26 protein-coding genes and 3 tRNA genes are annotated in these 18677 nt (G+C 71.7%); 10 read left to right on the forward strand and 19 right to left on the reverse strand.

All coding sequences use genetic code 11. From position 1 onward, the window contains the following. The first annotated feature begins 62 nt into the window (after positions 1–62). From EV383_RS26360 to EV383_RS26375, 4 genes are read left to right on the forward strand one after another with little or no spacing between them, the layout of a single operon-like run. Positions 63–476 carry an SCP2 sterol-binding domain-containing protein gene (locus EV383_RS26360; protein WP_130292420.1) on the forward strand — a complete coding sequence of 138 codons (414 nt, stop codon included), beginning with the start codon at positions 63–65 and terminating at the stop codon, positions 474–476. Further along, on the forward strand, positions 473–1252 hold the full coding sequence (locus EV383_RS26365) for a coniferyl-alcohol dehydrogenase (RefSeq protein WP_130292421.1): 780 nt from the start codon (positions 473–475) through the stop codon (positions 1250–1252). Before EV383_RS26360 ends, EV383_RS26365 begins: the two co-directional genes overlap by 4 nt. A gap of 50 nt (positions 1253–1302) precedes the next feature. Next, entirely contained in the window at positions 1303–2580 is a 1278-nt protein-coding gene (locus EV383_RS26370; RefSeq protein WP_130292422.1) for a cytochrome P450, read from the forward strand. Beyond that, positions 2577–3608: an LLM class F420-dependent oxidoreductase gene (locus EV383_RS26375; protein WP_130292423.1), complete on the forward strand. Its 1032-nt coding sequence runs from the start codon at positions 2577–2579 to the stop codon at positions 3606–3608. The genes EV383_RS26370 and EV383_RS26375 overlap by 4 nt, the downstream gene beginning before the upstream one ends. On the opposite strand, the gene EV383_RS26380 is transcribed toward EV383_RS26375, so the two are convergent. The 4 genes from EV383_RS26380 to EV383_RS26395 all read right to left on the reverse strand — a co-directional run bounded on the left by EV383_RS26380 (position 3605) and on the right by EV383_RS26395 (position 8049). Then, the gene (locus EV383_RS26380; protein WP_130292424.1) at positions 3605–4495 is read right to left on the reverse strand and encodes an oxygenase MpaB family protein; all 891 of its coding nucleotides are present in this window, start codon (positions 4493–4495) and stop codon (positions 3605–3607) included. The genes EV383_RS26375 and EV383_RS26380 overlap by 4 nt on opposite strands. A gap of 28 nt (positions 4496–4523) precedes the next feature. Next, a complete protein-coding gene (locus tag EV383_RS26385) occupies positions 4524–5504 on the reverse strand; it encodes a R2-like ligand-binding oxidase (RefSeq protein WP_130292425.1) in 981 nt (326 codons plus the stop codon). Between the two features lie 44 nt (positions 5505–5548). Further along, a complete protein-coding gene (locus tag EV383_RS26390; RefSeq protein ID WP_130292426.1) occupies positions 5549–6658 on the reverse strand; it encodes an NDMA-dependent alcohol dehydrogenase in 1110 nt (369 codons plus the stop codon). A 74-nt stretch (positions 6659–6732) separates the two neighbouring features. After that, positions 6733–8049 (reverse strand): sensor histidine kinase, encoded by a 1317-nt coding sequence (locus EV383_RS26395; protein ID WP_130292427.1) that lies wholly within the window; start codon positions 8047–8049, stop codon positions 6733–6735. A 54-nt stretch (positions 8050–8103) separates the two neighbouring features. Between EV383_RS26395 and EV383_RS26400 the strand changes: the two genes are divergently transcribed. The 4 genes from EV383_RS26400 (at position 8104) to EV383_RS26415 (ending at position 10940) form a co-directional block, all read left to right on the forward strand. After that, positions 8104–8757 (forward strand): response regulator, encoded by a 654-nt coding sequence (locus EV383_RS26400; RefSeq protein ID WP_130292428.1) that lies wholly within the window; start codon positions 8104–8106, stop codon positions 8755–8757. Between the two features lie 186 nt (positions 8758–8943). After that, positions 8944–9354: a sterol carrier protein gene (locus EV383_RS26405; RefSeq protein ID WP_130292429.1), complete on the forward strand. Its 411-nt coding sequence runs from the start codon at positions 8944–8946 to the stop codon at positions 9352–9354. Positions 9355–9462: 108 nt separating this feature from the next. Continuing rightward, the gene (locus EV383_RS26410) at positions 9463–9711 is read left to right on the forward strand and encodes a hypothetical protein (RefSeq protein ID WP_130292430.1); all 249 of its coding nucleotides are present in this window, start codon (positions 9463–9465) and stop codon (positions 9709–9711) included. A gap of 128 nt (positions 9712–9839) precedes the next feature. Beyond that, on the forward strand, positions 9840–10940 hold the full coding sequence (locus tag EV383_RS26415) for a CaiB/BaiF CoA transferase family protein (protein ID WP_130292431.1): 1101 nt from the start codon (positions 9840–9842) through the stop codon (positions 10938–10940). Between the two features lie 79 nt (positions 10941–11019). On the opposite strand, the gene rplA is transcribed toward EV383_RS26415, so the two are convergent. The 15 genes from rplA to rpmG (EV383_RS26490) form a co-directional block, all read right to left on the reverse strand. Further along, positions 11020–11736, reverse strand: coding sequence for a 50S ribosomal protein L1 (gene rplA, locus EV383_RS26420; protein ID WP_130292432.1), 717 nt, complete (start codon positions 11734–11736; stop codon positions 11020–11022). Between the two features lie 102 nt (positions 11737–11838). Then, the gene (gene rplK, locus EV383_RS26425) at positions 11839–12273 is read right to left on the reverse strand and encodes a 50S ribosomal protein L11 (RefSeq protein ID WP_130292433.1); all 435 of its coding nucleotides are present in this window, start codon (positions 12271–12273) and stop codon (positions 11839–11841) included. 93 nt (positions 12274–12366) lie between these two features. Continuing rightward, on the reverse strand, positions 12367–13209 hold the full coding sequence (gene nusG / locus EV383_RS26430; protein WP_130295060.1) for a transcription termination/antitermination protein NusG: 843 nt from the start codon (positions 13207–13209) through the stop codon (positions 12367–12369). A gap of 223 nt (positions 13210–13432) precedes the next feature. After that, the gene (gene secE / locus EV383_RS26435; protein WP_207223667.1) at positions 13433–13786 is read right to left on the reverse strand and encodes a preprotein translocase subunit SecE; all 354 of its coding nucleotides are present in this window, start codon (positions 13784–13786) and stop codon (positions 13433–13435) included. Positions 13787–13899: 113 nt separating this feature from the next. Continuing rightward, a tRNA-Trp gene (locus EV383_RS26440) sits at positions 13900–13975 on the reverse strand. A 179-nt stretch (positions 13976–14154) separates the two neighbouring features. After that, the gene (locus EV383_RS26445; RefSeq protein WP_130292434.1) at positions 14155–14364 is read right to left on the reverse strand and encodes a hypothetical protein; all 210 of its coding nucleotides are present in this window, start codon (positions 14362–14364) and stop codon (positions 14155–14157) included. Between the two features lie 155 nt (positions 14365–14519). Then, on the reverse strand, positions 14520–14948 hold the full coding sequence (locus tag EV383_RS26450) for a MaoC family dehydratase (protein ID WP_130292435.1): 429 nt from the start codon (positions 14946–14948) through the stop codon (positions 14520–14522). After that, positions 14945–15397, reverse strand: a complete 453-nt coding sequence (locus EV383_RS26455) for an FAS1-like dehydratase domain-containing protein (protein WP_130292436.1) — start codon at positions 15395–15397, stop codon at positions 14945–14947. The genes EV383_RS26450 and EV383_RS26455 overlap by 4 nt, the downstream gene beginning before the upstream one ends. Before the next feature lie 32 nt (positions 15398–15429). Beyond that, entirely contained in the window at positions 15430–15597 is a 168-nt protein-coding gene (gene rpmG, locus EV383_RS26460) for a 50S ribosomal protein L33 (protein ID WP_130292437.1), read from the reverse strand. Positions 15598–15638: 41 nt separating this feature from the next. Beyond that, a tRNA-Met gene (locus EV383_RS26465) sits at positions 15639–15714 on the reverse strand. A 43-nt stretch (positions 15715–15757) separates the two neighbouring features. After that, positions 15758–15830: transfer RNA gene (locus EV383_RS26470), tRNA-Thr, on the reverse strand. Between the two features lie 154 nt (positions 15831–15984). Beyond that, complete coding sequence (gene rpsN / locus EV383_RS26475) at positions 15985–16290, reverse strand: 30S ribosomal protein S14 (RefSeq protein WP_130292438.1); 306 nt, start codon at positions 16288–16290, stop codon at positions 15985–15987. Next, entirely contained in the window at positions 16290–16526 is a 237-nt protein-coding gene (gene rpmB / locus EV383_RS26480) for a 50S ribosomal protein L28 (RefSeq protein ID WP_130292439.1), read from the reverse strand. Before rpmB ends, rpsN begins: the two co-directional genes overlap by 1 nt. Before the next feature lie 4 nt (positions 16527–16530). After that, positions 16531–16776 (reverse strand): 30S ribosomal protein S18, encoded by a 246-nt coding sequence (gene rpsR / locus EV383_RS26485; RefSeq protein ID WP_130292440.1) that lies wholly within the window; start codon positions 16774–16776, stop codon positions 16531–16533. 2 nt (positions 16777–16778) lie between these two features. Then, a complete protein-coding gene (rpmG, locus tag EV383_RS26490; protein WP_130292441.1) occupies positions 16779–16946 on the reverse strand; it encodes a 50S ribosomal protein L33 in 168 nt (55 codons plus the stop codon). A 77-nt stretch (positions 16947–17023) separates the two neighbouring features. On the opposite strand from rpmG (EV383_RS26490), the gene mrf reads away from it, so the two are divergent. Together mrf and rpmF are read left to right on the forward strand one after the other, a co-directional pair. After that, positions 17024–18385 (forward strand): ribosome hibernation factor-recruiting GTPase MRF, encoded by a 1362-nt coding sequence (mrf, locus tag EV383_RS26495; RefSeq protein WP_242623325.1) that lies wholly within the window; start codon positions 17024–17026, stop codon positions 18383–18385. After that, entirely contained in the window at positions 18386–18559 is a 174-nt protein-coding gene (gene rpmF, locus EV383_RS26500) for a 50S ribosomal protein L32 (protein WP_130292442.1), read from the forward strand. The last annotated feature ends 118 nt before the right edge of the window (positions 18560–18677 follow it).

The raw sequence follows: 18677 nt of genomic DNA on the forward strand, positions 1-18677 counted from the left end.
CAGTAACGTAATTTATGTTACGTTCCGCTGGCAAGCACGCATCGATCGACGTGGAGGGTGACGTGGCCGGGTTCTCCGACGAGGACGAGCTGTACCGCTACATCGGGGGGATCTTCGAGACCGCACTGGCGGATCCGGAGCTGGAGCCGAAGCTCAGGGCGACCGGTCTGGTGCTGCGCCAGCAGTGCACCGAGCCGGACAGCGCACTGATCATCGACCTGGCCGGCGGCAAGGTCTGGAAGGGCTCCGACCCCGGCGCCCCCGACGCCGCGGCGACGATGACGATGTCCACCGAGACCGCCAACGCCTACTGGCAGGGCAAGGTCAACCTGACGTTCGCCATGGCCAAGGGCAAGGTGAAGGTCGACGGCACGGTCACCAAGCTGCTCCAGCTCGCCCCGCTGTCGAAGCGGCTGTTCCCGGTCTACGTCGAGCGGCTCAAGGCCGACGGTCGCGAGGACCTGGTGGTCGCGTGAGTCGCCGCATCCTCGTCACGGGTGCGGCGTCGGGCATCGGCGACGAGGTCACCCGCCGGTTCGTCGACGCCGGTGACGAGGTCACTTCGCTCGACCTCAAGGACCCGAGCGTCACCGTCGCCCGGCACGTCCACTGCGACCTGTCCGACCCGGCGTCGATCGAGCAGGCCGTGGCCGCGCTCGACGGCACCTACGACGTGCTGTGCAACGTGGCCGGCGTGCCCGGCACCGCACCGTCGGAGGTCGTGCTGAAGGTCAACCTGCTCGGTCTGCGGCAGCTGACCGAGTCGGTCGTGGAGCAGATCGCCGAGGGCGGGGCGATCGTCAACGTCGCCTCGATCGCCGGCTTCGGCTGGCCGAAGCGCCTGGACACGATCCGCGAGCTGCTGGCCACCGACACGTTCGACGAGGGCCTGGCCTGGTTCGCGGAGAACCCCCAGGAGGGCAACACCTACAACTTCGCCAAGGAGGCCCTCACCGTCTACACGATGCTGATGGCCCCCGTGTTCTGGGAGTCCGGGGTGCGGATGAACGCCGTCTCCCCCGGCCCGGTGGACACCCCGATCCTCACCGACTTCGAGGAGTCGATGGGCAAGGAGACCCTGGACGCGCTCTCGACGTTCATCGGCCGGCACGCGACCCCGGCCGACATCGCGGGACCCGTCCTGTTCCTCGCCGGCCCGGACTCCGGTTGGATCAACGGGCACAACATCGTCGTCGACGGCGGCATCAGCGGGGCCGTGAACTCCGGCATGGTGCCGCCGCCCGAGATCTGAGCTCCCCACCACGAGATTTCACCGTAGAGATCCGACAAGGAGGCCCGGACGTGACCGCCGCCGAGGAACGCACGCACGATCCGATCGACATCTCCAGCTTCGCCTTCTGGGCACTGCCGCCGGACGAGCGCGAGAAGTCCTTCGCCGAGCTGCGCCGGGACCGCCCGCTGTCCTGGCACCGCCCGGCCGAGACCGACCTGCTGCCGAACCCGGACGACCCGGGTTTCTGGGCGGTCGTCAAGCACGCCGACATCGTGGCCGTGAGCCGCGACGCCGAGACGTTCGGCTCCGGGCAGGAGTACGGCGGCGTGATGCTCGAGGACGTCCCCGAGGACGTGCTCGAGGCCGCGCACTCGATCCTCGCGATGGACGCACCCCGGCACAACAAGTCGCGCCGGGTGATCAGCTCGGTGTTCACACCGAAGCGGGTCCGTCAGATCGAGGAGCAGATCCGGGAGCAGGCCCGGAGCATCGTCGACGACCTGGTCTCGACGCCCGGGGAGACGGACTTCGTCACCGCCGTCTCCGCGCGCCTGCCGATGTGGACGATCTCGCAGATGATCGGCATCCCGCAGGAGAAGCGCCAGGAGGTCGCCGACGCCGCCAACGCCATGGTCGGCTGGAACGACCCGGACTACGTCGGCGACGGCGACGCGATGAGCGTGCTGCTCAACGCGCTGATGACGCTGCACACCGCGTCGTTCGAGCTGTCGGCCGCGCGGCGCGAGGAGCCGGCCGACGACCTGATGACGGCGCTGGTGCAGGCCGAGGTCGAGGGGGTGGCGCTCACCGACGAGGAGATCGCGGCGTTCTTCGTGCTGCTCTGCGTGGCCGGCAACGACACCACCCGCCAGACCGCGAGCCATGCGATCCTCGCGCTGGACCGCAACCCGGAGCAGAAGCAGCGGCTGATCGAGGACTTCGACGGCCGGATCGGCGGCGCCGTGGACGAGTTCGTCCGCTGGGCGAGCCCGGTGCTCACGTTCCGCCGCACCGCCCGCAAGGACGGCGAGATCCGCGGCCAGAAGATCGCCGAGGGCGAGAAGGTCGTGATGTTCTACCACTCGGGCAACCGGGACGACGAGGTGTTCGACGCGCCGGAGGTCTTCGACATCTCCCGCGAGTCGAACCCGCAGATCGGCTTCGGCGGCGGCGGCCCGCACTTCTGCCTGGGCAGCCACCTCGCCCGGATGCAGCTCAGCTCGCTGTTCGGTGAGCTGCTCACCCGCGTGCCGGACCTGGCCGTCGGCGAGCCGGAGTGGCTGGCCGGCAACTTCATCAACGGCATCAAGCGCCTGCCGGTGACCGTCCCGGAGGCGACGTCGTGAAGCTCGGGCTGGCCCTGGGGTACTGGGGCGCCGGCCCGCCCCCGGGCACCGACGAGCAGGTCGCCGCGGCCGAGGACCTCGGCTTCGACTCGATGTGGACGGCCGAGGCCTACGGCTCGGACGCGTTCACGCCGCTCGCCTGGTACGGCTCGCGGACGACGCGGATGCGGCTGGGCACGTCGGTGGTGCAGATGTCGGCGCGCACGCCGACGGCCACCGCGATGGCTGCGATGACCCTCGACCACCTCACCGGTGGACGGGTCGCGCTGGGCATCGGCGCGTCCGGCCCGCAGGTGGTGGAGGGCTGGTACGGCCAGCCCTACCCGAAGCCGCTGGCCCGGACCCGGGAGTACGTGGGCATCCTGCGGGACACGATCGCGCGGGAGAAGGCGCACTCCGACGGGCCCTACTACCCGATCCCGTACACCGGCGGGGCGGGGCTGCCGTCGTCGGGCCTGGGCAAGCCGCTGCGCTCGACGCTGCACCCCTACCGCACCGACCTGCCGATCCTGCTCGCCGCGGAGGGCCCGAAGAACGTCGCGCTCGCCGCGGAGATCGCCGACGGCTGGCAGCCGCTGTTCTACGCGCCGCGCCACGACGCGCACTACCGCGAGTCGCTCGAGACCGGGTTCACCGCCCGCGGCGGCCGTCCGGAGGACTTCGACGTGGTGTGCATGGTGCAGGTCGTGGTGGACGACGACGTGGAGGCCGCGGCGAACCGGGTCCGCCCGATGCTCGCGCTCTACATCGGCGGCATGGGCGCCAAGGGCGCGAACTTCCACTACGAGGTCTTCGCGCGGATGGGCTACGAGACCGAGTGCCAGAAGATCCAGGAGCTCTACCTGGCCGGGCGCAAGGACGAGGCGATCGCCGCCGTCCCGCTGTCCATGGTGGAGCAGGTCGCGCTCGTCGGGCCGAAGGCGAAGATCGCCGAGGAGCTGCCGGACTTCCGGGACTCGCTGATCACGACGATGGTCGTCAGCGGCAGCCCGGAGCACCTGCGCACGATCGCCGACCTGGTCGGTTAGCTCGCATCCCGGTCTGCCCGATGCACCGGGCAGACCGGGAACGTGCCCAGCTCGCGGACGTCGTAGCCGCCGGGGTAGCTGCGGATGTTCGGCGAGTCCCGGACCAGGACCGGTTCGGTGCGCACCGGCATCCGCCGCACGACCGCGGCGCGGGCGTGCATCACCGCCGACGCGGCGGCGCGGACCGCGCGCGGCGGGACCCGGTAACCCAGCGCCGCCAGCAGGGGCGTGTCCATCAGCGACCGGACGAACGTCCGCGTCACCGCGCGCGGGGCCCGGTCGTTCGGGGTGAACGTCGTCGCCAGCTCCAGGGTCGCGTCGGCGACGGCGCGCCCACCGGTGTCGAACCCGAAGTGCCGCGCCTCGTAGGCGTCCTGCAGGTCGGCGAACTCCCGCCACGTCACCGGGATGTCGCGGATCCCCATGTGCCGGCCGAGCTCGCGGTAGTAGTTCGCGGCCGCCACCCGCTCGTTCTCGGTGAGCGGGCGCCAGCCCCAGCGCTCGATCCAGCGGATCGGGACGACCACGAACGTGGCCAGCACGTAGCGCATGTCGTCGTTCGAGATGTCGTAGCTGCGGTGCATCCGGTTCATCCGCCGGATCGCGGCCAGACCTTCGCCCTCGAAACCGTGCTCGACCACCGACTCCAGGATCAGCGTGGTGTCGTCGTAGCGCTTCTGGGTCGCGGCCGTGAACTCCCCGGTCTCGCCCAGGAGCGCACCGATCGAGGGCACGGCGTAGGTGCGGAACAGCGCCAGGCTCAGCGCCTGCGTGACGTCCCACGGGAACTCCAGCCCCGCGGTCATCCGGTAGATCTCGAGGAACTCCGTCGCCGGGTCCATCGCCTCGATCTCGCGCCGCCGGTCGTACCGGTCCGCCCGCACCATCGCCGTCCCCCTCCTCGCGTTCCCGGCCTCAGCCGGCTGCCGCGGCGACGAGCTCGCGCTGGTCCTCGGCGTGGAACTGCTCCTCGAGCGCCTCGGGCTCGGCGTCCACGTCGATCACGAACAGGTCCGCGCCGCGGGCGGACTCGATCGCGCCGAGACGCCGTCCGAGCTTGTCCATCGCGTACTCGGCCAGCTCGTTGATGTCGATGTCGAAGGGCACCCGCCCCTCCGGGAAACGGTCCACCGTTCCCGTGACGACGCCCATCGCGGGCACCATCAGCTCCTGCATCCGCTCGTCGACGACGTCGTAGAGGCCGTCGTCCGCGGCGACGTGGCGGCGGCAGGTGAACGTCCCCCACGCCATGTGGCGGCGCTCGTCGTCACCGATGTGCTTGATGACCTGCTGCAGCCCGGGCAGGATGCCGCGCTCGGCGCAGATCTTGTGCCAGGCGAAGTAGCCGGTGAGCGCGAGCGTGCCCTCGACGATGTGGTTGTAGGTCACCGACGCCCGGATCTGGTTGCGCGGCGACGGGTCGTCACCGAGCGCGTAGAGGCTCTCCGGCAGCGCCTCGGTGAAGATCTCCATGTAGTGCTCGTTGTGCTCGATGTACTCGTGGAGATCGCTCGTCATGCCGACGGCGTCGAACCAGAGCCGGAAGGCCTGGGTGTGCTTGGCCTCCTCGAACACGAACTGGGTCAGGTACATCTCGTCGGCGAAGCGGCCCTCGGCGGCCATCGCGGCGACGAACGGCTGCAGGTCCTGGGTCACCGACTCCTCGCCGGCCAGGAACTGCGCGGCCAGCGCGCAGCACTGCCACCGCTCGTCGTCGGTCATCGCGGCGAAGTCGGCGGCGTCCTGGGTGAAGTCGATGTCGGCCGGGTTCCAGTGCTTCGCGTTGCCCTTGGCGAACAAGCGCAGCGGGAACGAGTCCTGCTTCAGCCCGCCTCCGGAGAGGCTGGCGAACCCGTCGCGCTTGCCGTGCTCGATCGTCCGCTTCGTCGCCGTCACGTCGCTGGCTCCCTTGCCGTCGGTGGTGGTGCGGTGCGTCGTTCCTACTGGTACCGGATCAGGCCCCGGATGTTGCGGCCCGCCCGCACGTCCTCGTAACCCTCGTTCACCTGGTCGAGGGTGTACTCCTTGGTGATCAGCTCGCGGAGCTTGAGCTGGCCCAGGTTGTGCATCTCCAGCAGGCGCGGGACGTCGTGCTGGGCGGCGGAGCTGCCGAACAGGGCGCCGCGGATCTGCTTCTCGTAGAGCGTGAGCTCCAGCAGCGACAGCGACGCCGTGTCCTCCTCGGCGTGCCCGAGCGCGGTGACCACGACCCGTCCGCCCTTGCCGACGAGCTGCAGCGCAGGCTGCAGGTCCGCGCCCTCGGCGACGCCGGTGCACAGGATCGCGGCGTCGGCGAGCTGCCCGCGGGTCAGCTCGCTGACGAGCTCCCACGCCTCGTCGATGCTCGCGGCCACGTGCGTCGCACCGAGGGTCAGCGCCTGCTCGCGCTTGAACTCCACCGGGTCGACGGCGACGACGTAGCGGCACCCGGCGACCCGGGCGCCCTGCACCGCGTTCGCGCCGATCCCGCCGACACCGATCACGACGGCCGAGTCGCCGGCGCGCAGGCCGGCCGACCGCACGGCCGAGCCGAAACCGGTCGTCACGCCGCAGCCGACGAGCGCGGCGAGGTCCAGCGGGAAGCCCTCGTCGATCTTCACGACGGACTTCACCGGGACGACGGTGTGCCGGGCGAACGTGCCGAGCAGGCACATCTGGCCGACGTCCTCACCGCGGGCGTGGAAGCGGTAGGTCCCGTCGAGCTGCGGGCCCAGGGTGGCGCCTGCGCCGTCGTTGCACAGGTTGGGCAGCCCGCGGGCGCAGTACGGGCAGCGCCCGCAGCTGGGCAGGAACGTCATCACGACCGGGTCGCCGACGGCCACCTCGGTCACCCCGGGCCCGATCTCGATGACCCTGCCGGCGCCCTCGTGCCCACCGACCATCGGGTACGCGACGGGCAGGTCACCGGTGACCATGTGCTCGTCGGAGTGGCACAGACCCGATGCTGTCAGTTCGACGAGAACCTCACCGGCGTTCGGGGCGTCGAGCTCGACCTCCTCGACCTCCCACTTGCCACCCGGTTCCCAGAGCACCGCCGCAGTCGTCCGCATGGGACCGATCATGACCCACGCCACCCGCGACCCGAACGGGTCACCCGAGCCGCTCCTGGCCCCCGGGTGCCAGCTCAGGCGGCGGGGAGGGGCAGCTCCAGGTGGGCGGTCAGGCCGCCGCCGTCGCGGGGCTGCAGGCTCAGCTCCCCGTCCATCGCGGTGGCCAGCGCCTCGGCGATCCACAGGCCCAGTCCCGCGGTGCCGCGCCGCTCCCCCAGCGCGACGCCCTTCGCGGTGACGACACCCTCCTGCCCCTGCGGCAGCCCCGGCCCCCGGTCGCGGATGTCCGCGACCAGGACGCCGCCGGCGTGACGCAGCTCCAGCTCGACCGGCTCGTCGCCGCTGTGCCGGGCCGCGTTCTCGGCCAGGTTCGTCAGCAGCCGGCGCAGGCGCTGCGGGTCGCAGCGGACCGACGCCTCCGGCGGGTCGACGACGGCGCGGCGCCGGTGCCCCTCGACGCCCGCCGCGTCGAGCACCCCGTCGGCCAGCTCGGCGAGCACGACCCGGCGCGGCCGGACCCGGCCGAGCGGGCTGCCCGCGGAGACGGCGAGGTCGGCCAGCCCGTCGAGCATGTCCTGCAGGTGCACGGCGTGGTCGGCGAGCAGGCGGGTCGCGGTGCGCCGGGAGTCCTCGGACAACCGGTCCGCCGCCAGGTCCGACGTCAGCGCGGTCAGCGAGGCGACCGGGGTGCGGAACTCGTGCAGCACCACCCGCGCGCCGTCCAGGCGGGCCTGGCCCTCGGAGACCAGACGGTCGCGCAGGGCCCGCTCGGACAGGTAGCGCTCGTGCTCGGTCTCGGCCCGGGCGCGGGACTCCGCGGTCGCCCGGAGCTGGCGTTCCAGCAGCCGCACCAGCACCCCGACCAGGACCGCGGTCGCGACCAGGAACCCGGTCCACCACAGACCCGTGAGCAGGCGCCGCTGGATCGTCACGGCCGGGTCGGAGCCGAGCAGCGCGGCCGCGGTGAACCCGATCCCGAGCGCGGCCGCCGCGAGCCGCCCGACGACCGGTCCGGTGCGCAGCGACGCGGCGATCACCACCAGCGGCAGCGCGCCGATCATCAGGCTGCCCACCCCGCCGGTCAGCGCGCACGCGCAGAGCGCCAGCAGACCGTCCACACCGGTCAGTACGGCCGGCGGGACCGGCAGGTGCCGCCGTGCGAGTCCGGCCGCGCCCAGCACCAGGGCGTAGACCAGGCCGCCCGCCACCAGCGCGACGGCGACGCCCAGCCGGTCCCCGGCCAGCCCGGGGTCGGCGACGAGCAGCGCGATCGCCGCGACGACGACACCCAGCCGCAGGACGACGGCGGTGCGCTCCTCCGAGGTGCGCTGGGGCCACTCGTCGGGGCGCACCCCGTCCCCGTCGGCCCCGTCGGCCCCACCCTCGATCATCGGCACTCCCCGCTGCTGACGTCGGTGATGCTGCGCCACACTAGGCTCGCGTCCGTGTCGGACGGTCAGCACGTCGTAGTCATCGTCGACGACCACGCCCTGTTCTCGCAGGGCCTCGCCCTGCTGCTGGAGTCCCGCGCCGGGGACACGTTCCGGGTGGCCGGGTCGGTCACCGCGGGCGAGGAGGCAGTCGCGCTCGTCGGGCGCCACCGTGCGGACATCGCGATCGTCGACCTGGCGCTGCCCCCGCTGGGCGGGGTGGAGACGATCCGCCGGATCCGCGCCGCCTACCCGGCGACCCGGGTGCTGGCCCTGTCCGGCACCGAGGACCTGGAGCTGGCCGCCGCCGCGCTGCGCGCCGGGGCGCACGGCTACCTGGGCAAGTCCGCCGACCCGGAGGTGCTGGTCGCGCCGCTGCTGGCCATCTCGGCCGGGGTCCGGGTGCTGCGCGCGGAGCTGCTCGACGCGCTGCTCGCCGACGCGGACCGCACCGGTGACGGCCTGCTGGACAAGCTCTCCGACCGCGACGTCGAGCTGTGGACGCTGCTGGCGAAGGGACTGGAGACCTCCGAGATCGCCCGCCCGCTGCTGGTCAGCGAGCGCACCGCGAAGCGCATGATCGCCTCGCTGCTGCACAAGCTGGGCGCGGCGAACCGGATCGAGGCCGCCGCCCTGGCCGGCCGGTGCGGGCTGCTCGACCCCGAGTGATCCGGCGACGGGTGACCCGGCGACGGGTGACCCGGTGATCGGCCCGGGCGGGCCAGGGGTGGCCCGATCGTGGACTGCTCCGGCGACGCCCCGCGCGGCAGACTCCCCCCGGGAGGCGGCCGGCGTGGGTCGTCGCCCGGGCGCGGGACGAGCGCAGGCGCAGGCGCACTTCGGAGGCACGAACCCATGGCACTGTTCACCGACGAGGCCGAGGTCTACACCTACCTCGGCGGGGTCTTCCGGATGGGCATGGAGGACGAGGCCCTGGTCGCCAAGCTCAAGCCGTCCGGTGTGGTGCTGCGGGTCGTCTACACCGACCCGGACGCGGTGATCACCGTGGACATGCCGAACGCCGAGCTGCACACCGGCGCGGGCGTCGGGCCGGACCCGAACGTCGAGCTGTTCATGACCGCCGACACCGGCAACCGGTTCTGGCTCGGCAAGGTCGTGCTGCCGGTCGCGCTGGCCAAGGGCGACGTCCGGGCCAAGGGTCCGGTCGCGAAGCTGCTCAAGGTGCTGCCGCTGGCCAAGCAGCTCTTCGGCCCGTACAAGAAGAGCCTGGAGCGCGACGGCCGCGAGGACCTCCTCCGTGCCTGATCATCCTTTCGGGTGACATCGGTACGTCCACCGAACCGAAGGTGATCAACTTCCGATTCTCGTGCGGGACCCGTTCCCGCCGTCATCGGAGGACGTATGAACCTGTGGTTGGACGTTCACATGTGGCACCCGCTGCGGGGCAACCTGCACCCGATCGCGGACGTGGAGTGCGAGACGCCCGAGCCGGCGCCGGCGAACCCCGCCGAGTGGCACGACTGGGCGGGTGACTGCCTGCGCGAGGTCGCGGACAAGGACAACTGGCAGAGCGGCCGCTACCACTTCACGATCCAGGAGCGCGACGACGCCGGACGCTCGGTGGACGAGCTCGCGCAGGGCTTCTGGGAGTGGGCCACCTGAGGCCCCTCCGAGCCCGGAGGCGACGGGCCGGTCGGTGTGACCGAACCCCTCGCCCTCGCGCGACCGCCCCCGTCCCACGTCGTCGTAGTGTCGCCACGAACGAGACGAGACGAAGGAGTTGTTGTCACGTGAGCAGAGGGAACGGGCCGCTCGCCGGTCTGCGCGTGCTGGAGCTGGCCGGGATCGGCCCCGGGCCGCACGCCGCGATGATCCTCGGGGACCTGGGCGCCGACGTCGTGCGCGTCGACCGCCCGTCCGGCGGTCTCAAGCTGGGGTCCGACGACGTCCCGGACCCGACGCTGCGCGGCCGCCGCTCGGTCACCGCGGACCTGAAGGACCCGGCCGGCAAGGAGACCGTGCTGCGCCTGGTCGAGCACGCCGACGTGCTGCTCGAGGGCTACCGCCCCGGCGTCACCGAGCGCCTCGGCGTCGGGCCGGAGGACTGCCACGCCCGGAACCCGAAGCTCGTCTACGGCCGGATGACCGGCTGGGGGCAGGACGGGCCGATGGCCAAGCGGGCCGGGCACGACATCAACTACATCTCGCTGACCGGTGCGCTGCACGCCATCGGCCGCGCCGGTGAGCGTCCGGTGCCGCCGCTGAACCTGGTCGGCGACTTCGGCGGCGGCTCGATGCTGCTGGTGATCGGCGTCGTCTCCGCGCTGTGGGAGGCGGAGCGCTCCGGACAGGGCCAGGTCGTCGACGCGGCCATGGTCGACGGGTCGTCGATCCTCGTGCAGATGGTCTGGGGCCTGCTCGGGCACCAGCGCTGGAACGACGAGCGCGGCACCAACCTGCTCGACGGGCACGCGCCGTTCTATGACACCTACACCTGCTCCGACGGCCGGCACGTCGCCGTCGGCGCGATCGAGCCGCAGTTCTACGCCCAGCTGCTGCAGGGTCTCGGGATCGACCCGGCCGACCTGCCCGAGCAGTTCGACACCACCCGCTGGGACGAGACGTCGAAGCGCTTCGCCGACGTGTTCGCCACCCGCAGCCGGGACGAGTGGGCCGAACAGTTCGACGGCACCGACGCCTGCGTCACCCCGGTGCTGGCCTTCGGTGAGGTCGCCGACCACCCGCACCTGGCCGCACGGTCGACGATCGTCACCTCCGACGGTGTGCCGCAGGCCGCCCCGGCGCCGCGGTTCTCCCGCACCGGCACCGAGGTCGCCGGACGCGGGACCGCCCCCGAGGACGTCGACTCCGTCCTGGCCGACTGGGCCTGAGCGGGCCCGCCGCGCACGACGAAGCCCCCGTCACCTCCGAGGAGGTGGCGGGGGCTTCGTGGTGTTCGAGCGCCGGGACTCAGGCCTGCTCGTCGACCAGAAGGTTGCGCGTGCGGTTCGGGTCCACCGGGATGCCGGGTCCGGTGGTCGTCGACACGGTGATCTTCTTGACGTAGCGGCCCTTGGCGGCCGACGGCTTGAGACGCAGGATCTCGTCCAGCGCGGCGCCGTAGTTCTCCACCAGCTTCTCGGTGTCGAACGAGGCCTTCCCGATGACCATGTGCAGGTTGGCCTGCTTGTCCACCCGGAAGTTGACCTTGCCGCCCTTGATCTCGTTGACCGCCTTCGTGACGTCGGGCGTCACGGTGCCGGTCTTCGGGTTCGGCATCAGGCCACGCGGGCCGAGGATGCGGGCGATCCGGCCGACCTTGGCCATCTGGTCCGGGGTGGCGATCGCGGCGTCGAAGTCGAGCCACCCACCCTGGATGCGCTCGATCAGGTCCTCGGCGCCCACGGCGTCGGCGCCGGCGGCCTCGGCCTCGGTGGCCTTGTCACCGGTGGCGAAGACGATCACCTTGGCGGTCTTGCCGGTACCGTGCGGCAGGTTCACGGTGCCGCGGACCATCTGGTCCGCGCGGCGCGGGTCGACGCCCAGGCGCATCGCCACCTCGACGGTGGAGTCGGTGTTCTTGCTGGAGGTCTCCTTGGCCAGGGTGGCCGCCTGGAGGGGGCTGTAGAGCTCGTCCGCGTCGATCTTCGCGGCGGCCTCGCGATAGGCCTTGCTGCGCTGTGCCATGTCTGTCCTCGTTCTCTGAAGGCCCTCACGGGCCCGAAGGTCAGGTCGTGGTCCGAGCCGCGCCCGGCTCTCCCACGCTCACTGGGTGCTGGTGGTGACGACTCAGCCGTCGACCGTGATGCCCATCGACCGGGCGGTCCCGGCGATGATCTTCGCGGCCTGGTCGATGTCGTTCGCGTTCAGGTCGCGCATCTTCGACTCGGCGATCTCGCGCACCTGGGCCATGGTCACCGAGGCGACCTTGGTCTTGTGCGGCTCGCCGGAGCCCTTCTGCACGCCGGCCGCCTTGAGCAGCAGCTTCGCCGCCGGCGGGGTCTTGAGCTCGAACGAGAACGAACGGTCCTCGTAGACCGAGATCTCGACCGGGACGACGTCGCCGCGCTGGGCCTCGGTCGCCGCGTTGTAGGCCTTGCAGAACTCCATGATGTTGACGCCGTGCTGACCGAGCGCGGGGCCGACCGGCGGCGCGGGGGTGGCCGCACCGGCCGAGATCTGGAGCTTGATGATCGCGGAGAGCTTCCGCTTCTTGGGTGGCATCTCGTGTTTCCTCGTGATCGATAGACGTGCACGCCGCAGCCTGCCTGCCACGGCCGTGACTTCTGGGGAGGGGAACTGCCCAGATTCTCCTGGCTAGATCTTGGAGACCTGGTTGAACCCCAGCTCGACGGGCGTCTCGCGACCGAAGATCGAGACGAGCACCTTGAGCTTCTGGGCGTCGAGGTTGACCTCGTTGATCGTCGCCGGGAGGGTCGCGAACGGCCCGTCCATGACGGTGACCGACTCGCCGACCTCGAAGTCGACCTCGACGGTGGTCGTGCCGCCGCCGGAGGACGCCGCCGCACCGCTGCGACCGGTCTCGGCGTCCTTCTTCGGCGCCTCGACCTTCGGCAGCAGGAACTTGAGGACCTCGTTGAGCGTCAGCGGCGACGGCTTCGACGTGGCACCGACGAAGCCGGTGACGCCGGGGGTGTTGCGCACTGCGCCCCAGGACTGGTCGTTGAGCTCCATCCGGACCAGGATGTAGCCGGGCAGCACCTTGCGCTGCACCCGCTTGCGCTGGCCGTTCTTGATCTCGGTGACCTCCTCGGTGGGCACCTCGACCTGGAAGATGAAGTCCTCGACGTCCAGGGTCTGGGCCCGGGTCTCGAGGTTGGACTTCACCTTGTTCTCGTATCCGGCGTAGGAGTGCACGACGTACCAGTCGCCGGGTGCGCGCCGCAGTGCGGTGCGCATCTCCTCGACCGGGTCGACCTCCTCCTCGGGCTCGGCCTCGCCGTCGGCCTCGACGGCCTCGGCGTCCGCACCCTCGGTGGTGTCGTCGTCGGATTCGTCGTCGCCGGATTCGTCGTCGCCCGAGTCCTCGCCGGAGTCGGACTCGTCGGTCAGCGTCTCCGCCGCCGCGCCCGGGGTCTCGACGTCGTCGGGGTCGGTGTACTCGTCGGACACCGCGTCCTCGCCGTGCGCGGCCTCCACGTCGGCGTCCTGGACGGACTGCTCGGGAAGGTCGTCGCTGCTCGCGGGGACGGCGTCGATCGCCGCCTCGTTCGCGGCGTCGACGTCGCGGTCGGTCGTGTCGACGTCGACCTCACGGTCGGTGTCGGTCAGCCCGGGGCCGCCGTCTGGGGAGGTCACGTACTTCTCGCTTCCTTCGTCGGTGTCGTGCTCGTCACCGCATCGCTGTGGTCGGTGCCGCCGGCTAGTTGCCGAACAGCAGCGCGACGCCTTCCGCGAACAGTGTGTCCAGCGCGAACACCAGGGCCACCATGAACGACACGAAGACCAGCACGGCGATCGTGTAGGTCACCATCTGCGAACGCGTGGGCCAGATGACCTTGCGCAGCTCGGCGACGACCTCGCGCAGGAACCGCACGAGACGGGCGACGATCGACCCCTTCTCCGCGGTCGCCGTGGCGCCGCGGGCCGGGGTGGCCCGGCCCTTGCCCGAGGTGGAGGCACCGTCGGACGACGCTGCGGACCGCCGCCCACGACGGTCGGCGGCGGTGCTCGGGCGTTCCTGCCCCGACCGCTCCGAATCGCGCTCGTCGCTCACGTTGTCCTCTCACCCGGGGCGGACGCGGGGCGCCCGTCCTCGGTTCACGTCGTCTCGCCCGTGTTCACCGTGTCGTGCTGTTGCCGCTGGTGTCCCAGCTGTCTGCCGCGTAGTGGCAGGGGTGACAGGACTTGAACCTGCAACCTGCGGTTTTGGAGACCGCTGCTCTGCCAATTGAGCTACACCCCTACGTGTCCCACACCGTCGAGAACGATCACGACGGACGCGGGACGGGCGCACCGAGAACCACCGGTGCACCCGGCCAGTCGAGTGTACGGCACCGGTGTCGGGGGCCCGACAACGCGCCCCCGATCACGGGTCCGCACACCGGTGCGCGGGGCCCGGGAGCACCCGGGCCCCGCGCGTCACTACTTGTCGGTGTCGGCCAGGTCGGCGAGTGCGGAGGCACGCTTGGCGTACTTCCACGACGCGAGGTCGCCGACGGTCTTGATGCCGAGCGCGGCGAGCTGCTCGTCGTGCTTCTCGGTGAGCCCCTCGAGCGCCGACGGCGGGGCCTGCAGGATCTCCGCGGCCGTCTTGTCTTCCCAGGCCTTGTCCACGAGCTTGCCGAACTTCACGCCGTGCTCCTCTCCGGTAACGGGTTGTGCCGCGGGCGAGCATCGACCCGGGGCCCCCGGCGGGCAAGCGGGACGCGCCGGGGAGCGGCGGCCGGGCCGTCGGGAACGTTCGGCGGGGTGAACGGTGATCGCCCCCCGGCAGGGGGCACGGCCGCTCAGGAGGGGAGGACGACCTCGGCCCGGGCGCGCCCGAGAACCGTCTTGCCGTCGAAGCGCGCCGCGAGGTCCACGGTCGCGATCCGCACGCCGTCGTCGTCGCGGACGTCGGAAACCTTCCCGGAGAGCTCGACCAGGGCGCCGGTGTCGTCGTCCGGGACGACGACGGGGCGCGTGAAGCGGGTGCCGTAGCTGCGCACCGACGACGGGTCGCCGGTCCAGGAGGTGAGCAGGCGCCCGGCCAGGGCCATCGTCAGCATCCCGTGCGCGATCACGCCGGGCAGGCCCGCGCCGGTCGCGACGCGGTCGCTCCAGTGGATCGGGTTGAGGTCACCGGACGCACCGGCGTAGCGGACCAGGTCGGCCCGGGTCAGATGCACCTGCAGCGGGGGAAGCTCGTCCCCTGCGGCGGCTCCGGACGCGCTCATTCCGCAGCCTCCCCGGCCTGGGTGACCAGCAGGGCGTGCGTCGTGGCCACCGGTTCGCCGTCGGCGTCGGCGACCTCGCAGCGCAGCGTCAGCATGTGGTTGCTGGCGCGGGTACGCAGCTCGTCGACGTGCACGACCGTGGTCAGCTCGTCGCCGGCCACGATCGGCCGGGTGAACGCGATGCGCTGGTCGCCGTGGACCATGCGTGTGTAGTCCCAGTCGAACGCGGGATCGCGCAGGAACGCCTCGATCACCGGCATCGTGAAGCAGACGGTGAACGTCGGCGGGGCGACGAGGTCGCGGTGCCCGGCGGCACGGGCGGCCTCGACGTCGTTCGACACCGCGGAGTCGTCACCGATCGCGGCGGCGAACTCACGGATCTTCTCCCGGCCGACCTGGTACGGGCTGGCGGGCTCGAGAGCCCGGCCGACCCAGGACGCGTCGGGCACGTGCGGTACCGGCTTTCGCTACGAGAGCGGCGTCAGCGGGTCTCGCGGTGGGCGCGGTGCGTCCCACAGTTCGAGCAGAACTTCTTGACCTCGAGGCGGTCGGGGTCGTTGCGCCGGTTCTTCTTGGTGATGTAGTTCCGGTGCTTGCACTCCTCGCAGGCCAGAGTGATCTTCGGCCGAACGTCTGTGGCCTTGGCCATCGCGGGTGCCTCCCAGCAGGTACTTCGTGACTTCGTCGGTGTGGTAGCGGTGGCCGGACTTGAACCGGCGACACAACGATTATGAGCCGTTTGCTCTACCACCTGAGCTACACCGCCATGCGAAGTGCGTCACGATCGACTTCGGACGACGCTTCGGCAGAGCCCCCTTACGGAATCGAACCGTAGACCTTCTCCTTACCATGGAGACGCTCTGCCGACTGAGCTAAGGGGGCGGCAGAGTCGCACCCGGGAGCTGCACTCGATCTCCCAAGCGGACCTGAATAACTCTACACACCGGTTCCGCGGTCCCGATAAGGGGTTCCGGTTACGGTGTCCGCCCTGGTCAGGGCCCGCGCCGTGGCCTTGCCCGACGCGGGCCCGGAGCGATCACCAGGACGACTTCGTGACCCCGGGCAGCATGCCGGCGTGCGCGAGCTCGCGCAGCCGGACCCGCGAGACGCCGAACTTGCGCAGGTGCCCGCGCGGGCGGCCGTCGGTGGAGTCCCGGTTGCGGATCCGGGTGCGGCTGGCGTCGCGCGGCTGCCGTCGCAGCTCGGCGGCCGCGGCGGCGCGCTCGTCGTCGGTGCTCGACGGTCGGGCGAGCACCGCCTTGAGCTCGGCCCGGCGCTGGGCGTAGCGGGCCGCGACGACCTTGCGCCGCTCGTTGGCCGCGATCTTGGCCTTGGTCGCCATCAGACCTTCCCTCCGGCCGCCCGGATCCGGGCCACGGCGGCCGTGACACCGATCCGGTCCACGGTCCTGATCCCCTTAGTCGACAGGCGCAGCCGCACCCACCGGTTCTCCTCGGCCAGCCAGAAGCGCTTCTGCTGGACGTTCGGGTCGAACCGGCGCGACGTGCGGCGGTGTGAGTGGGACACGTTCTTGCCGAACCCGGGCTCCCGCCCGGTCAGCTGACAACGGCGTGACATCGGCTCACCCCCGTCCGGAGTGCGGGTACGGGAGCAGCGCCATCTCGCGGGCGTTGCGGATCGCGACCGCGACCCGGCGCTGCTGCTGGCCGGTCAGCCCGGTCACGCGGCGGGCGCGGATCTTGCCGCGGTCGGAGATGAACGTGCGCAGCAGCGCGGTGTCCTTCCAGTCCACCTCGGTGATCCCGCGGGTGTGCAGCGGGTTGGCCTTGCGCCGGGGGGTGCGCTCGGCCTTGCGGTTGGGCGGCATTCCTACCTCTCCTCCCGGAAGTCGACGTGCTGCCGGATCTTCGGGTCGTACTTGCGCAGGACCAGGCGGTCCGGGTCGTTGCGCCGGTTCTTGCGGGTCACGTAGGTGGTCCCGGTACCCGCCGTCGACCGCATCTTCACGATCGGGCGGACGTCGGTGGTGCGTGCCACGTGGCCCCTCCTCTCAACACGACATTCATTTTCGTTTAGCCTACACCGGTACCCACCACTCCCCGCCGGAGGCAGCGATGACCGACCAGAGCCCGCGACCGGGCTCCTCCGACCGGCCCGACGACCGGTCCCACGACCACCCCCGCGACGCAGGACGCACCGAGCTCGTCGTCCTGGGCGGGATGGCCCGGGAGGGCGTCGAGGCGACGATCCGGCGCATCCGGGAGCGCGACCCGTCGGTGGTCGTGCTGCACCACGACATGCGTGACCTGCGACGGGGCCGGGTGCACCGGCGCCTGCGCGACGCCGGCCAGGACGAGCACACGGTCCTGGAGCTGGCACACGGCTGTGTCAGCTGCACGGTGCGCGAGGACGTCCTGCCCACGATCGCCGCACTCGCCGGGACGGTCCGGCGGATCGTGCTGCACCTGGACCCCGGGCTGGAGCCGGAGCCGGTGTGCTGGGCGTTGAACTCGGTCCTGCTCGGCCCGGACGGCGAGCCGCACCGGCCGGCCGTCACCGACCTGGTGGACCTGCGCGGCGTCGTCACCGTCCTGGACCCGACACGGTGGCTCGACGACGCCACCGGCGACGACACGCTGCCCGAACGCGGGCTGAGCACGCTGCCCGACGACGAGCGCACCGTCGCCCAGGTCGCGGTCGGGCAGGCGGAGTTCGCCGACCTGATCGTCACCGTCCCGCCGCCCGGCCCCCCGTCCAGCGACACCGACGTGTGGGAGCTCGCCCGGACCTCCGCCGTCCTGGACCGCCTGACACCGCTCGCCCCGCGGCTGCGCCTGACCGATGTCGACGACCGCGTGTTCTGCGGCGACCTGCCCGACGGCGCCCGGCGGGGAATCCCGAGCGGGGTGCACGACCCGCTGCTGCGCGGCGCTCCCCCGCTGGACGCCGACGCCGGCGTCCGCACGCTGGTGTTCTCCGCGCGGCGACCGTTCCACCCGGACCGGTTGCACGACGCGATCGACCACCTGCTGGAGGGGGTCGTGCGCAGCCGCGGCCGGATCTGGCTGGCCACCCGGCCGGACGCCGTGCTGTGGGTGGAGAGCGCCGGCGGCGGGCTGCGGGTCGGGCACGCCGACGAGTGGCTGGCCGGGCAGGAGCCCTCGGTCTGGGACGACGTCGACGAGCAGCGCCGCGCACTGGCCGCGCTGGCCTGGCACCCGCGTTGGGGCGACCGCGCCCAGGACCTCGTCGTGCTCTGCCACGGTGCGGACCCCGACGAGATCGACGCCGCACTGCGCTCGGCCCTGCTGACCGACGTCGAGATCGCCGCGGGTGAGCAGGCCTGGGCCGACCTCCCGGACCCGTTCGGATGGGCGCACGACGAACCGTGCGAGGACCCGTCCCCCACCGTCACCCGTCCCACCGAGGGCGGCGAGCAGCGGCCCGGGTGGACCGATCGAGAAGGAGAGCTCTAGATGGCAGTCCCGAAGCGGCGGATGTCGCGGTCGAACACCCGCCACCGGCGGTCGCAGTGGAAGGCGGACGCGCCGAAGCTGGTGCCGATCACGCTGGAGGGTCGGCGGCACCTGGTCCCGCAGAACCTCGTCCCGGCCTACCGGCGGGGGTTGATCCCTCCGCCTCAGGACTGAGAGAAGCCCGCGGAACGACCATCGGCCCTGAGGGCCTTACCCGGCGGGACCGGGCGCGACGCGTCCGGGACCCGCCCGGGACGACGTGATCGTCCGATGCCGGGGCGGGCCCCTCAGC

The sequence above is a fragment of the Pseudonocardia sediminis genome (genome assembly GCF_004217185.1).
GTDB lineage: Bacteria > Actinomycetota > Actinomycetes > Mycobacteriales > Pseudonocardiaceae > Pseudonocardia > Pseudonocardia sediminis.

Bases quoted from the DNA above. Each gene is read 5' to 3' on its own strand.
- rpmB (WP_130292439.1), bottom strand. From the start codon at position 16,526: ATGTCACGCCGTTGTCAGCTGACCGGGCGGGAGCCCGGGTTCGGCAAG.
- EV383_RS26395 (WP_130292427.1), bottom strand. From the start codon at position 8,049: ATGATCGAGGGTGGGGCCGACGGGGCCGACGGGGACGGGGTGCGCCCC.
- rplK (WP_130292433.1), bottom strand. From the start codon at position 12,273: ATGCCACCCAAGAAGCGGAAGCTCTCCGCGATCATCAAGCTCCAGATC.
- rplA (WP_130292432.1), bottom strand. From the start codon at position 11,736: ATGGCACAGCGCAGCAAGGCCTATCGCGAGGCCGCCGCGAAGATCGAC.
- rpsN (WP_130292438.1), bottom strand. From the start codon at position 16,290: ATGGCGACCAAGGCCAAGATCGCGGCCAACGAGCGGCGCAAGGTCGTC.
- rpmF (WP_130292442.1), top strand. From the start codon at position 18,386: ATGGCAGTCCCGAAGCGGCGGATGTCGCGGTCGAACACCCGCCACCGG.
- mrf (WP_242623325.1), top strand. From the start codon at position 17,024: ATGACCGACCAGAGCCCGCGACCGGGCTCCTCCGACCGGCCCGACGAC.
- rpmG (WP_130292437.1), bottom strand. From the start codon at position 15,597: ATGGCCAAGGCCACAGACGTTCGGCCGAAGATCACTCTGGCCTGCGAG.
- EV383_RS26450 (WP_130292435.1), bottom strand. From the start codon at position 14,948: ATGAGCGCGTCCGGAGCCGCCGCAGGGGACGAGCTTCCCCCGCTGCAG.
- rpsR (WP_130292440.1), bottom strand. From the start codon at position 16,776: ATGCCGCCCAACCGCAAGGCCGAGCGCACCCCCCGGCGCAAGGCCAAC.
- EV383_RS26380 (WP_130292424.1), bottom strand. From the start codon at position 4,495: ATGGTGCGGGCGGACCGGTACGACCGGCGGCGCGAGATCGAGGCGATG.
- EV383_RS26405 (WP_130292429.1), top strand. From the start codon at position 8,944: ATGGCACTGTTCACCGACGAGGCCGAGGTCTACACCTACCTCGGCGGG.
- EV383_RS26390 (WP_130292426.1), bottom strand. From the start codon at position 6,658: ATGCGGACGACTGCGGCGGTGCTCTGGGAACCGGGTGGCAAGTGGGAG.